This window comes from Pseudomonas sp. W2I6 (assembly GCF_030815935.1).
GTDB lineage: Bacteria > Pseudomonadota > Gammaproteobacteria > Pseudomonadales > Pseudomonadaceae > Aquipseudomonas.
On sequence record NZ_JAUSXJ010000001.1, the window covers coordinates 5,067,890 to 5,081,854 of the forward strand.

Here is a 13,965-nt window from a genome sequence, read left to right on the forward strand (position 1 = left end):
TGCACGGCGGGTGCATCGGGCCGAACGGGCCTATGCCCGCCTGCGTGCCGGCACTCGGCGAGCACGGCCCGTGGTGGGCATGACCTTCAAGCTGTCGGCATGGGTCCTGGGGGCTTGCGCCACAACCTGGGCATTGGGCCTTGGGCTGGCGACTTATCCGCTGACCTGGCAACTGCTGGCGGGAACGGCGGCCTGCGCCGTGGGGGTAGCGGGTGTGCATGGCTTGTTACGGCCCCTGGCACAGTTGAACCAGCGGGCACGGCTGATTGCCGATAACCCGCTGAGCCAGGCGATCTACACCGGGCGCAAGGACGAGTTCGGGCGTATCGAGTTTGCCATGCAGATGCTGGAGGCCCAGGTGGGCGCGGTGGTCGGCCGGATTGGCGATGCATCGCAACGTCTGTCCGGCCATGCCGCGGCGCTGGTGCAACAACTGGACAGCAGCCACACCAGCAGCCTCGGCCAACAGACCCAGACGGATCAGGTCGCCGCTGCGATCAATCAAATGGCCGCCAGCGTGGCGCAAGTCGCCGAGCACGCGCTGCAGGCGTCCAGGGCCGCAGACCAGGCCGGCAGCGAAACCCGCGAGGGCCATCAACGAGTGGATGAAAGCCGCGACGCGGTGCTGCGTTTGTCCGAGGAACTGGCGCGGGCCACCGCAGTGATCCATCAACTGGAAAGCCACAGCGGCGATATTTCCGGGGTGCTGGAAGTGATCCGGGCGATTGCCGAACAGACCAACCTGCTGGCGCTGAATGCCGCCATCGAAGCGGCGCGGGCCGGGGAGCAAGGACGCGGGTTTGCCGTGGTGGCCGATGAGGTACGAGGCCTGGCCCAGCGTACGCAGGATTCGACCAATGAGATCCAGCGCATGATCAGCACCCTGCAAGGCGGCGCCCGGGATGCGGTGCAGGCGATGGCGCAAAGCAGCCAGCATGTGGAGGCCAGCGTCGATCAGGCCCAGCGCGCCGCTGCCGCACTGGATGGGATCAGCCAGCGAGTGACCCGGATTACCGCCATGAGCCAGCAGATTGCGGCGGCGGTGGAAGAACAGAGTGCGGTGAGCGAAGACATCAACCGCAACATCATCGGCATTCGCAATGCCGGGGAAGTGACGGTCAGCGCTGGCCAGCAGAGCCAGCTCAGCTCAGGGGACGTGGCGGGGCTGGCGGATGACTTGCGGCGGTTGGCGGAGGAATTCTGGGGCAAGCGCCGCTAGCGCTTAAGCCGCCCGCAATGAAATGAACGCATAGTTGGCCGGCACCTCGGTGGCAATCCGGGCGCCGGCATCCAGCAGTTGCTCGGCAATGTCCATCCCGGACACATGAAACACCCACTCATTGGCCTGCACGACTTCTTGCGTCGCCAACTCGATCGCCTGGGCAAACAGGCCCATGTCGGGCAAGTACGCGGTAAACCCATCGCCCTTGAGCGCCGTGGTATGGATGCCCAGCAACCCGCACACGGCTTCCTTGGCCTGGATATCATCGCGGTCAGCCTGGCGTGAGCGGCGGATCAACTCGGCCAGCTCCTTGTCCATCAACTCGCCCCCCACGATCAGCGCCGGCCCCTGCTCCCAGGATTCCGGCGGACAGTCCTTGGCACCGGGGTTCAACGGGATGTGCGGGTTGATCTCCATGGGGTAGATGCGGCACACCAACGGCCGCCGCTCGTAAATGCGGCAACGGTCGTCTTCGTCAAGATTCCGGCAGCGCCCGGCGTTATAGGCGGCAAAGGTGATTGCCACATACGCCTCGGTATTGCCGCTGGGCACGATGGCGGAACGGCGTTGTGCGTGGTCACGTTGCAACTCGGGCAGCCCCAGGCCACTGCCCAGGAAACCTTCCACCAGCACGATGACATTACCGCCGTCAGCCGCCCAGCTGCGGGCTTCTTCGAGGGTCAAGGGCACATGGTGGTCGGTGCAGCATTTACCGCAACCGACGCAGGAAAAATGGGTATTCATGGAGGATCTGTCACCAGGCAAGGTCAGAAGGCACTCATGAACGGTGGCGGGTTTTTGCCTCTGTTCACCGTTCTGCCTCTGTGCAAAGCAAGTTATGCGCCAGCGCCGTCATTCCTCGGGGACAAGGTCGCGAAGCACAAACACCATGCCCGCACGTTCATACAGCCGCCGTGCCCGCAAGTTGGACTCCAGCACCTTGAGGTCGACAAACGCTTCGCCGCGTTGCTTGAACACCTGGAAGGTGTGCAGCAATAACGCACGGCCCAACCCCATGCCCTGGGCACAGGGGTGAATGGCCAGGTTCTTGATGTAGGCGCTGGTCCAGCATTGGGACACACCCAGAATGCCGCTGGCGTTACTCGCCACCAGGCACAGTTTTGGGTCGAACTCGGCATCGGTAACGAACTGCTGGCGCCAGTGCTCAAGGGAGCCGACGCGTCCGCCGCCTTGTTCCTGGGCCAGGCTCAATACCGCGTGGATCGCCGGGGCCATGGCTTCGCGGTAATGATCCAGCTGGATATCCGCCGGCCACTCCGGGGCGGGCAGGCTGCCGGTGAGGTCGCGGCGCAGCAGCTGGAAATATTCACCCACCGGTCACAGGCCCTGTTGCGCCACGGTCTGGGCGGCTACCACCAGGCACTTGGTCAGTTCCGGCGAAGAAAACTTGGTGAGTACCGCATTGGCGCCGGCCAGGCGGGCTTTTTCGCTGTTCATCGCACTGTCCAGGGAGGTGTGCAGCAGCACGTAGAGGTCCTGGAAGTCCGGGGTTTCCCGCAGGGTACGGGTGAAGGCGTAGCCGTCCATTTCGGACATTTCGATGTCCGAGACCACCACGTTGATTTGCTCGACGGTGCCTTGCAGCTCCAGCAAACGGTCAATGGCTTCCTTGGCGCTGCGGGCGGTGTGGCAGGTGAGGCCGAGGTTGCGCAGGGTGTGCACCGACTGCTGCAGCGCTACCTGGCTGTCGTCCACCACCAGGATTCGGGCGTTGCCCAGCACTTCGGCCTCTTCCATGGTCAGGTCGGTGGGCGCCGCTTCGATCTGCGCCGGGGCGATGCCGTGGATGACTTTCTCGATGTCCAGCACTTGCACCAGGGCGCCTTCGACCTGGGTCACACCGGTGATAAACGAACGCGTACCACCGGAACCAAACGGCGGCGGGCGAATGTCGGTGGTCAGGCAGTGCACGATCTTGCTTACCGCCTGCACATGCAGGCCCTGCTTGGAACGGCTTACATCGGTGACGATCAGGCAGCCGCCGTCCGGGTCTTGCAGGGGCATTTCCCCCAGGGCGCGGCTCAGGTCGATCACCGACAACGCGGTGCCGCGTAAGGTGGCGATGCCTTTGACGTGGGGGTGCGACTCCGGCAGCTTGGTCAGCGGCGGGCAGGGAATGATTTCACTGACTTTCAGCAGGTTGATCGCCATCAGCTTGCCGCTGCGCAAGGTAAAGAGCAGAAGCGAGAGTGAATCTGCGCGGGCTTTGGTGGTGGACATAAAAACCTTCTGTGGATCAGGGATGACGATCTATAGACCGTTATCGACTTGCACGCGAAAAACTGTAGGAGCGAGCTTGCTCGCGAAGAACCTGAGGGCGCTGTGTTTATCCAGGCTGCCCGCGTTATCGTTGACGCGTTTCGCGAGCAAGCTCGCTCCTACCTACAACAAGCAGTCGTCAGCCCTTCCACACCTGCGGGTTTACCAGATCCTGCGGACGCTCGCCCAGCAAGGCGCTGCGCAGGTTTTCCAGGGCACGGTTGGCCATGGCTTCGCGGGTCTCGTTGGTGGCCGAGCCAATATGCGGCAGGGTCACCGCATTGCTCAGCTGGAACAGCGGCGACTCGGACAGCGGCTCCTGCTCGTACACATCCAGGCCGGCACCACGGATTGTGTGGTTTTGCAGGGCCTGGATCAGCGCCGGCTCATCCACCACCGGGCCACGGGAGATGTTCACCAGGATCGCACTGGACTTCATCATCCCCAGCTCGCGATGGCTGATCAGGTGGCGGGTTTTCTCGCTCAGTGGCACCACCAGGCAGACGAAATCGGCTTCGGCCAGCAACTGGTCGAGGCTGCGAAACTGCGCGCCGAGTTCCTGTTCCAGTTCGGTCTTGCGGCTGTTGCCGCTGTACAGAATCGGCATATTGAAACCCAGGCGACCCCTACGGGCGACGGCCGCGCCGATGTTGCCCATGCCGACGATGCCCAGGGTCTTGCCGTGTACATCACAGCCAAACAGCGGCGCGCCGACGCTGGCTTTCCACTGGCCGGCCTTGGTCCAGGCGTCCAGTTCGGCAACGCGGCGGGCGCTGCTCATCAGCAGGGCGAATGCCAGGTCGGCGGTGCTTTCGGTGAGCACATCCGGGGTGTTGGTGAGCATGATCCCGCGCTCATTGAAGTACGCCAGGTCGTAGTTGTCGTAGCCCACCGACACGCTGGAAACCACTTCCAGTTTGCTCGCACCTTCCAGTTGCGCGCGGCCCAGTCTGCGGCCTACGCCGATCAGGCCGTGGGCATGGGGCAAGGCTTCGTTGAACTGGGCGTTGATGTCGCCCTGCTTGGGGTTGGGGGCGATGACATCGAAATCCTGTTGCAGGCGTTCGATCATTTCCGGGGTGACGCGGCTGAAGGCGAGGACGGTCTTTTTCATGGAAGGCGGGCTCATCGACTACGTGGGAATGGCAAGCACGCTAACATTCTTGGGTAGGGCTTGTCAGGCCGCCCCTCACACCCCACTGCCAGACTGTTGCGATTTGGGCAACAGTCATTATCTTGTTACACTCTGTATCGCACCGCTCACCTGCGCTAATTTGTCGCATCGATGAGCGCAGCGGTTAAGACCGACCCGCTCTCCCCCGATTTCCCTCGACTTATTTCCAGGGCTCTACACTGGGAATCTGTCTTAAAGCCGCTGAGTTCAGCGGCTTTTTTTTGCGCTGAAAAAAGGCCAGGAACCCCAACAACACTGGCCGGTTTCGATTGACCCAAAGGAGCTCCACCGGTGAAAACCTCGCTGACGTTCACCCCGTTATTCCTCGCGATTGCTGCAACGATCGTTCCCCTTGCCCACGCGGCAGACACCCCGGCCACCGACGGCTTCGTCGAAGGTTCCAGCTTCAAGATCAACACCCGCAACTACTACATGAACCGCGACCGTCGCGACATTCACACCGATGACAGCAAGGAATGGGGCCAGGGCTTCATCGGCATCTTCGAATCCGGCTACACCCCCGGCACCGTCGGCTTCGGCCTGGACGCCAACGCCATGCTCGGCCTCAAGCTCGACGGCGGTGGCGGCACCGATGGCTCGAGCATCCTGCCGGTAAGCTCCGGCAACGGCAAAGCGCCCGGCTCGTTCTCCACCGCCGGCGCCACCCTGAAAATGCGCGCCTTCGACACCGAACTGAAAGCCGGCGACCTGTTCCTCAACAACCCGGTGATTGCCGGCGGCATGACCCGCATGCTGCCCCAGACCTTCCGCGGCGTGAGCCTGACCAACCACAGCCTGGACGGCTGGATGTTCGAGGGCGGCCAGGCCAGCTTCACCAAGCTCTACAACCAGAGCGGCCGTCGCCGCATCGGCACCAGCTACGGCGCATTGCCCAATGGCGAAGACAGCCGCCACCTGGACTGGGCCGGCGTGTCCTTCAGCGGCGTGCCGGGGCTGACCAGCAACCTGTACGCGTCCGAACTCAAGGACATCTGGAACCAGTACTACTACGACCTGGACTACACCTGGCAGTTGAACGAGCTGGTCAGCCTGAACCCGGGCCTGCACTACTACCACACCCAGGAGACCGGCAAAGCCTTGCTGGGCGACATCGACAACAACACCTACAGCCTGCATTTCACCGTGGGCGTGGGCAATCACAGCGTTACCGCCGCCTACCAGCGGGTCAACGGCAACACGCCGTTCGACTACATCAGCCAGGGCGACAGCATCTACTTGGACAACTCCCAGCAATACTCCGACTTCAACGGCCCCAACGAGCGCTCGTGGAAGCTCAAGTACGCCTATGACTTCGTCGGGCTGGGCCTGCCGGGCCTGACCTCGGCGGTGTCGTATATCAGCGGCAAGACCGACCTGACCACGGTCGATCCGGACAGCCGTGGTTACTCATCCTGGTACAGTGCCGACGGCAAGAACGCCAAGCACTGGGAACGGGACATCGACCTCAAGTACGTGGTGCAAGGCGGCAAGGCCAAGGACCTGGCCGTGCGCCTGCAATGGGCGACCAATCGCGGCGGCAATGGCTACGCGGCAGTGGACCGGGACGTGGATGAGTACCGCGTGATCGTCGACTATCCGATTGACGTTTTTTAACCTTCAGGCTTTCTTTTAGCGGCGACGACTTATTTTTCACAGCATGGAACTAAACTGCCAGCATCTTGAGTGCCGAAGCCAGTCCCATGAGTCAACGCCGCGCCTTCACCCTGCCTGCACGCCCGGAGCTTTTGCTGATTCTGGGCAGTGGCCTTACTGTCGTGCTGATCGTGGTCATCGTTGCCGTACTGCTGATCCGCGAACACGCCAGCGCCTTGCAGGCAGCCAAGCGCTCCACCAGCAATATCACCCAACTGATCAATGCCGATGTGCTGCGCAACGTCGAGCTCTACGACCTGGCGCTGAACGGCCTGATCACCGCAACCACTCGCGATGACCTGCCCCAGGTTTCCGCCGAAGTCCTGCATATGGTGCAGTTCGACCAGTCCACGGCCGCCCCTTTCAAAGGCGAAGTCCTGCTGCTGGACAAAACCGGCGCGGTCACCGCCGACTCTTCCACGCTGGCGCCCACACCCCGCAACTTCGCCAATCGCGACTATTTCCAGATCCACCAGCAGAACCCCGATGCCGGGCTGTTCATCAGTCGGCCCTTCAAGATTCGTTGCGACTGCGATCAAGTCTGGCGCATCGCCTTCAGCCGCCGGGTGCCCGGACCCAATGGCGAGTTTGCCGGTGTGGCGGTGGCAACCATGCGCCTGGCGTATTTCGACCAGCTGTTCAATAGCCTGACCATCGGCAGCGGCAGCAGCATCAACCTGCTGAACAACGACGGCATCCTGCTGGCCCAGCAGCCGCTGCTGGAAAGAGACATGATCAACAAGGACTTGAGCGCGCGGCCCAACTTCAAGCGAATGCTGCGCGAAGGCAGCGGCAGTTTCAGCGCCATCTCCGCCATCAGTGGCGCGCAACGGCTGTACACCTTCACCAGCGTCGGCGCGCTGCCGCTGATTGTGGTGGTGGCGTTGTCGAGCGATGACGTGTTTGCCGCCTGGAAGCGCTCCGCCCTGCTGATCAGTGGCGCCACCGGCGTACTGTGTGTGGGGCTGTTGTGGCTGACCTGGATGCTGCGCCTGGAACTGCGCCGCCGCTATCGCGCCGAGAAGGTGTTGTCGGAACTGGCAGCCACCGACGGCCTCACCGGCCTGGCCAACCGCCGCACCCTCGACCAGCGCCTGCGCCTGGAATGGGAGCGCGCGCAACGCTCAGGCGAGCCACTGGCCTTGCTGATGATTGATGTCGACCACTTCAAGGCCTTCAACGACCGCCATGGTCACCAGGGAGGCGACGAGGCCTTGCGCAACGTGGCCCGGGTCATCGGCAGCAATATTCGTCGCCCCGCCGACCTGGCCGCGCGCTACGGCGGCGAAGAGTTCGCGGTGATCCTGCCGGATACCGACGGCGAGGGTGCGAGCACCATCGCCGAACATATCCGCAGTGCGGTGGAACACTTGCCACCGGCGGACGGCGACGCGCTGTCGGTCACCGTCAGCGTCGGGCTCAGTACCTGGGACAAACGCAGCCGTGGCTCGCTGGAAGAGCTGCTGCTGAGTGCCGATCGGGCGCTGTATGACGCCAAGCATTCCGGGCGCAACCGCATCGTTCACAGCCAGGCCACATAAGCCGTTATCAGCAACTACGCTAAGGGCATCCTCGAAGCAGAAGTACGCCCGATGAGCCCAGGCACTACCCGCCCGCCCCGCCCCACCCACCGCCCGGAGCTGCTGCTGATCATCGGCAGTTGCGTCACGGTGCTGCTGATCATGCTGGTGGTCGCGGTGCTGCTGATTCGCGAACACGCCAACACGTTGCAGGCGGCCCAGCGCACGGCCAATAACATCACCCAACTGATCGACGCCGACGTGCTGCGCAACGTCGAGCTGTACGACTTGTCGATCAAAGGCCTGATCGCCGCCACCGAACGCACTGATTTGGCTGGGGTATCGGCCGGCATCCGTCACCTGGTGCTGTTCGACCGTTCGGAAGCGGCGCCCTACAAAGGCGACATCCTGTTGTTGGACAAGGATGGCAACGTGATCGCCGACTCAGCCCTGCAGACGCCCAAATCCGCCAACTTCGCCGACCGCGACTACTTCCAGGCCCATCGGCAGAATCCCGACCTGGGCCTGTTCATCAGCCGGCCCTTCACGGCGCGCTGCGTGTGTGACGACCAATGGCGTATCGCATTCAGCCGCCGGGTTTCCGGGCCGGATGGGCGATTCCTCGGCGTGGCCGTGGCCACCATGCGCCTGTCGTACTTTCAGCAACTGTTCCGCAGCCTGAATATCGGCAGCGACAGCACCATCAACCTGATCAACCGGCAAGGCATCCTGCTGGCCCAGCAGCCGCTGCTGGAACGGGACATGATCGACAAGGACCTCAGCCAGCGGCCCAACGTCGCGCGCATATTGCACGAGCGCGACGGCAACTTTCGCGGCACCTCCAGTGTGGATGAGGAGCACCGCCTGTATACGTTCTCAACGGTGGGCGATCTACCGCTGATCGTCGTCGTGGGGCTGTCCACGAATGACATATTCGCCCCCTGGAAGCGCGCAGCACTGGTGATCAGCGGCGCTACCGGGATTTTGTGCATCGGCCTTTTGTGGCTGACCTGGATGCTCTGCATGGAACTGCGCAGGCGCCACCGTGCCGAACAGGTGCTGTCAGAACTGGCAGCCACCGACGCGCTCACCGGCTTGGCCAACCGCCGCACCCTGGACCAGCGCCTGCGCCTGGAATGGGACCGCGCCCAGCGTTCGGCCGAGCCGTTGACGGTGCTGATGATTGACGTGGACCACTTCAAGGCGTTCAACGACCGACATGGTCATCAAGGTGGTGACGAGGCACTGCGCACGGTGGCGCAGGTGATCGAGGGCAATATCCGCCGCCCGGCTGACCTCGCTGCTCGCTATGGCGGGGAAGAATTTGCAGTGGTGCTGCCGCATACCGACAGCCAGGGTGCACGCGTGATTGCTGAACATATCCGCAGCAGTGTCGAACACCTGCCGCGAGTGGGCGGGGATACGGTGCCGATTACCGTCAGCATCGGCCTCAGTACCTGGACCAAAAACAGCCGCACCACGCTGGAGGAATTACTGCTCAACGCCGACCAGGCGCTGTATGAGGCCAAGCATACCGGGCGTAATCGCGTTGTTGATGCCGGCGCTTTAAAGCCGTGACGCGAAGCGTCACAGGAGGCGTTACCACGCAGAGCGTGGGAACGATCAAAAAAAAGGCCACCCGAAGGCGGCCTTTAAAAACAAAAGGAAAGAGAGTTGTTACTTACACCGCCGCGACGGGACGCATGTAAGAGATCGGTGCGGTGCTGGCATCTTCGAAGGTCACGACTTCCCAGGCATCTGTCTGTGCAATCAGCTTGCGCAGCAGTTGGTTGTTCAGGGCGTGGCCAGACTTGAAGCCTTTGAACTCGCCTATCAGGCTATTGCCCAGCAGGTAGAGGTCACCGATTGCATCGAGGATCTTGTGCTTCACGAATTCGTCTTCATAGCGAAGGCCGTCTTCGTTCAGTACACCATCCGCGTCGACCACAATGGCGTTTTCAACGCTGCCGCCGAGTGCGAGGTTGTGCTTGCGCAGGTACTCGATGTCACTCATGAAACCAAAGGTACGGGCGCGGCTGACTTCTTTTACGAACGAAGTGCTGGAAAAATCCACGCTTGCACTTTGGGTGCGGTCACGGAATACCGGGTGATCGAAATCGATCTCAAAGCTCACTTTAAAGCCTTCGAACGGGACGAAGGTGGCGCGCTTGTCGCCGTCTTCTACTGTCACTTCCCGCAGAATGCGAATGAACTTCTTGGCTGCGTCCTGTTCTTCCAGGCCGGCAGATTGAATCAAGAATACGAAGGGTCCGGCGCTGCCATCCATGATCGGGACTTCGGACGCGGAGAGCTCGACGTAGGCGTTATCGATGCCCAGACCGGCCATGGCCGAGAGCAAGTGCTCCACCGTGTCCACTTTGACGTCACCGTTGACCAACGTGGTCGACATCGTGGTTTCGCCAACATTTTCCGCGCGAGCAGGTATCTGCACCACAGGGTCCAGGTCGGCACGAACAAACACGATGCCGGTGTCGACAGGTGCGGGCTTGAGGGTCAGGTATACCTTCTCCCCGGAGTGCAGACCTACACCTGTGGCACGGATAATATTCTTCAGGGTGCGTTGTTTAATCATGGCTTGGACCGCTTCAGCGCAAATTGCGAACTGGTATCAACAAAGGCTGGCGATAATAGCAGACCAGACCTTTGCTGAACACCAATCACCTTCATAGCCCTGATACATTCCATTAATCGGCCTGACGACGCAGGAAAGCCGGGATGTCCAGGTAGTCCAGGTCATCTTGCGGATTCGGGCTGCGGGATGCAGCAGCACCGGCCTGAGCCTGGTTGCGCATCACGGTCGGACGATCCAGGTCACGATAGTTCACAGACGGCAGTTCCTGGCGCGAAGGCGCTGGAGCGGCAGCTTGCTGGCTGGCGTGGCTGGTATGGACGGTGTTGTCGATGACCTTTACAGGCTTCTCGATTTTCGCACCCAGGCCGGTCGCAACAACGGTCACGTGCAGTTCGTCGCGCATGTCCGGATCGATAACGGTACCGACCTTGACCATGGCGTGCTCGGAAGCGAAGGCTTCGATGATGCTACCCACGTCGGAGTACTCACCCAGGGACAGGTCAGGACCGGCGGTGATGTTCACCAGGATGCCGCGTGCGCCTTGCAGGTTCACGTCTTCCAGCAACGGGTTGCGGATGGCCGCTTCGGTAGCTTCACGTGCACGGTTCGGACCGCTGGCGCAGCCAGTGCCCATCATCGCCATGCCCATTTCGCTCATCACGGTACGTACGTCGGCAAAGTCGACGTTGATCATGCCCGGACGCTTGATGATGTCGGAGATACCGCGAACGGCACCGGCCAGTACATCGTCAGCCTTGGCAAACGCAGACAGCAGGCTTGCGTCCTTGCCGAGGATGGTCAGCAGCTTCTCGTTGGGAATGGTGATCAACGAGTCGACGCTTTCGGACAGCAGACGGATGCCTTCATCGGCGATCTGCATGCGCTTGCGACCTTCGAACGGGAATGGACGGGTCACGACGGCAACCGTCAGGATCCCCATTTCCTTGGCCACTTCGGCAATGATCGGCGCAGCACCGGTACCGGTACCACCGCCCATGCCCGTGGTGATGAACACCATGTTGGTGCCTTGCAGCACTTCAGCGATGCGCTCGCGGTCTTCCAGGGCGGCTTGACGGCCGACTTCCGGATTCGCGCCGGCACCCAGGCCCTTGGTCACGGCTGTGCCCAATTGCAGGATGGTGCGTGCACCGATGCTTTTGAGGGCCTGGGCGTCAGTGTTGGCGCAGATGAATTCAACGCCTTCAATGTTGCTCTTGACCATGTGGTTGACAGCGTTGCCGCCGCCACCGCCGACGCCGATCACTTTGATGACCGGGCTTGCGGGGATGTTGTCTACGAGTTCGAACATTTTCCCTCTCCTTTCATTTCTCTAGTTTTTTCGCCTACTACTTGAAACGGTGTTGCGGTAAATCTTTAGAAATTGCCTTTCACCCAAGCCTGCAACCGCTCGAACAACGGCGCTTTCGCTTCGTCGTCGCTTCTGTAGCTGTCGCGGTTGCTCGGGCCCGACAGGGAAATGCCGTCGGTCTGCTTTTGCAGCCCGTACAACAGCAAGCCCACACCGGTGGAATAAATCGGGTTGCGCACTACGTCGCCCAGGCCTTTCACGCCATGGGGCACGCCCAAGCGGACCGGCATGTGGAAGATTTCCTCGGCCAGTTCGACCGCGCCTTCCATCTTCGAGGTGCCACCGGTCAGCACGATGCCGGCCGGAATCAAATCTTCGTAGCCGCTGCGGCGCAGTTCAGCCTGGATCAGGGTGAACAGTTCGTCGTAGCGCGGCTCGACCACTTCGGCCAATGCCTGGCGCGACAGTTCGCGCGGTGGACGGTCGCCCACGCTTGGCACCTTGATGGTTTCACCGGCACCGGCCAGCTTGGCCAGGGCGCAGGCGTAACGGATCTTGATTTCTTCGGCGTACTGGGTCGGTGTGCGCAACGCCATGGCGATGTCGTTGGTCACCTGGTCACCGGCAATCGGGATCACCGCGGTGTGACGAATCGCACCCTCGGTGAAGATCGCGATGTCCGTGGTGCCGCCGCCGATGTCCACCAGGCACACGCCCAGTTCTTTTTCGTCGTCGGTCAGTACCGAGTAAGCCGAAGCCAACTGCTCCAGAATGATGTCGTCGATTTCCAGGCCGCAGCGGCGCACGCATTTTTCAATGTTCTGTGCAGCGTTGACGGCGCAGGTCACCACGTGAACCTTGGCTTCCAGACGTACGCCCGACATGCCCAGGGGCTCGCGAACGCCTTCCTGGTTATCGATCACGTAGTCCTGCGGCAGGGTGTGCAGCACGCGCTGGTCAGCCGGGATCGCCACGGCTTGCGCTGCGTCGAGTACCCGCTCCAGGTCGGCCGAGCTGACTTCGCGGTCGCGAATCGCCACGATGCCGTGGGAATTCAGGCTGCGGATGTGGTTGCCGGCAACGCCGACAAATGCCGAGTGAATCCGGCAACCGGCCATCAGCTGCGCTTCTTCGATGGCGCGCTGGATCGATTGCACGGTGGATTCAATATTCACCACCACGCCCTTCTTCAGGCCCCGGGACGGATGCGTGCCGATTCCGACGATTTCCAGCGTGCCGTCGTCCGCGACCTCGCCTACCAGCGCCACCACCTTGGAGGTGCCGATATCCAGACCGACGATCATTTTGCCGCTTTGCACGTTTGCCATGGGTCCTGCCTCTTCTTAATTCTTCGCGACAGCAGGTTGCGCTGCCGTGGGCGCCGCAGGGGCCCGCCAGCCGACGGCAAGGCCGTTGGCGTAACGCAGGTCGATGCTCGCAATGTTCGTAATCTGTTCTTTCAAGGTCTTTTCATAGATGGCGATAAAACGGCGCATCTTTTCCACCAGATTGCCGCGTCCCAGCAACAACTCGATGCCCGGGCCGGAACTGCCTGCACCCGTGGTCAAAAACCAGCTGCCCCGCTCGCGCAATTCCAGTCGCGCAATCGAGAAGCCCAACGGCCGCAGCATCTGGCTCAACGCCTGGTACTGCTGCATCACTTGCTGCTGCGCCCGCTGCGGTCCGAACAACTGCGGCAGGTGCTCGTAATTCGCCACTTCGCGAGGTGCAAACGCCTGGCCCTGGTTGTTCAACAGCGCACCATCACCCCAACGGGCCACGGGCAGTTGTTCTTCCAGGCGGATCGTCACTTGATCCGGCCACACGCGACGTACTTCGGCGTGGGCAATCCATGGCATCTGTTCCAGCTCGGAGCGCATGCCTGCCAGGTCGATGGTGAAGAAGCTCGACGCCACAAACGGGGCGATTCGCTGCTGCACGGCTTGCTGGCTGATGTAGCTCAAGTCACCCTGCACGCTGATCTTGGTGATCGGCCGGTCGGCATACGGCAGCAGGCGCTGGGCGCCTTCATACGTACCAAACCCCAGGGCCACCAGGATCACCGGCCAGAACAGCGCCTTGAGAAAACCAAAGTTGGCTTTCGGCATGCGCGCCGACATCGGCTCTTTAGCCACCATTCGGCTGGCACCACGCGGCACCGGCTTGCGGCCGGGAGCGGGTTGCTGATGACGAAGCGATGCGCCGTTCATGGTC

General features: G+C 61.9%; 12 protein-coding genes and 1 pseudogene. 4 read left to right on the forward strand and 9 right to left on the reverse strand.

Features of this window, described 5'->3' with window-relative positions; all coding sequences use genetic code 11:
* Positions 1-79 precede the first annotated feature (79 nt).
* On the forward strand, positions 80-1,219 hold the full coding sequence (locus tag QF039_RS23330) for a methyl-accepting chemotaxis protein (protein WP_373462082.1): 1,140 nt from the start codon (positions 80-82) through the stop codon (positions 1,217-1,219).
* A 3-nt stretch (positions 1,220-1,222) separates the two neighbouring features.
* On the opposite strand, the gene QF039_RS23335 is transcribed toward QF039_RS23330, so the two are convergent.
* From QF039_RS23335 to QF039_RS23355, 5 genes and pseudogenes are all read right to left on the reverse strand, one after another.
* On the reverse strand, positions 1,223-1,966 hold the full coding sequence (locus QF039_RS23335) for a YkgJ family cysteine cluster protein (RefSeq protein WP_008434199.1): 744 nt from the start codon (positions 1,964-1,966) through the stop codon (positions 1,223-1,225).
* A gap of 108 nt (positions 1,967-2,074) precedes the next feature.
* On the reverse strand, positions 2,075-2,557 hold the full coding sequence (locus tag QF039_RS23340; RefSeq protein WP_307520952.1) for an N-acetyltransferase: 483 nt from the start codon (positions 2,555-2,557) through the stop codon (positions 2,075-2,077).
* A 3-nt stretch (positions 2,558-2,560) separates the two neighbouring features.
* Positions 2,561-3,463: a chemotaxis protein CheV gene (locus QF039_RS23345; protein WP_102369883.1), complete on the reverse strand. Its 903-nt coding sequence runs from the start codon at positions 3,461-3,463 to the stop codon at positions 2,561-2,563.
* Between the two features lie 51 nt (positions 3,464-3,514).
* Positions 3,515-3,613: pseudogene (locus tag QF039_RS23350) on the reverse strand (outer membrane lipoprotein carrier protein LolA); the annotation flags it as partial.
* Between the two features lie 28 nt (positions 3,614-3,641).
* Entirely contained in the window at positions 3,642-4,616 is a 975-nt protein-coding gene (locus QF039_RS23355) for a D-glycerate dehydrogenase (RefSeq protein WP_307520955.1), read from the reverse strand.
* Between the two features lie 351 nt (positions 4,617-4,967).
* On the opposite strand from QF039_RS23355, the gene QF039_RS23360 reads away from it, so the two are divergent.
* The 3 genes from QF039_RS23360 to QF039_RS23370 all read left to right on the forward strand — a co-directional run bounded on the left by QF039_RS23360 (position 4,968) and on the right by QF039_RS23370 (position 9,427).
* The gene (locus QF039_RS23360; RefSeq protein WP_307520957.1) at positions 4,968-6,290 is read left to right on the forward strand and encodes an OprD family porin; all 1,323 of its coding nucleotides are present in this window, start codon (positions 4,968-4,970) and stop codon (positions 6,288-6,290) included.
* An 86-nt stretch (positions 6,291-6,376) separates the two neighbouring features.
* Positions 6,377-7,870, forward strand: a complete 1,494-nt coding sequence (locus tag QF039_RS23365) for a sensor domain-containing diguanylate cyclase (RefSeq protein ID WP_307520959.1) — start codon at positions 6,377-6,379, stop codon at positions 7,868-7,870.
* 51 nt (positions 7,871-7,921) lie between these two features.
* A complete protein-coding gene (locus QF039_RS23370; protein WP_003216229.1) occupies positions 7,922-9,427 on the forward strand; it encodes a diguanylate cyclase in 1,506 nt (501 codons plus the stop codon).
* A 103-nt stretch (positions 9,428-9,530) separates the two neighbouring features.
* On the opposite strand, the gene lpxC is transcribed toward QF039_RS23370, so the two are convergent.
* From lpxC to QF039_RS23390, 4 genes are all read right to left on the reverse strand, one after another.
* Positions 9,531-10,442, reverse strand: coding sequence for a UDP-3-O-acyl-N-acetylglucosamine deacetylase (gene lpxC / locus QF039_RS23375; protein WP_003216227.1), 912 nt, complete (start codon positions 10,440-10,442; stop codon positions 9,531-9,533).
* A gap of 112 nt (positions 10,443-10,554) precedes the next feature.
* Entirely contained in the window at positions 10,555-11,751 is a 1,197-nt protein-coding gene (gene ftsZ, locus QF039_RS23380) for a cell division protein FtsZ (RefSeq protein ID WP_003216225.1), read from the reverse strand.
* A gap of 65 nt (positions 11,752-11,816) precedes the next feature.
* On the reverse strand, positions 11,817-13,079 hold the full coding sequence (gene ftsA, locus QF039_RS23385; RefSeq protein ID WP_003216224.1) for a cell division protein FtsA: 1,263 nt from the start codon (positions 13,077-13,079) through the stop codon (positions 11,817-11,819).
* A gap of 15 nt (positions 13,080-13,094) precedes the next feature.
* Positions 13,095-13,961: a cell division protein FtsQ/DivIB gene (locus QF039_RS23390; RefSeq protein WP_023659197.1), complete on the reverse strand. Its 867-nt coding sequence runs from the start codon at positions 13,959-13,961 to the stop codon at positions 13,095-13,097.
* Positions 13,962-13,965 lie beyond the last annotated feature (4 nt).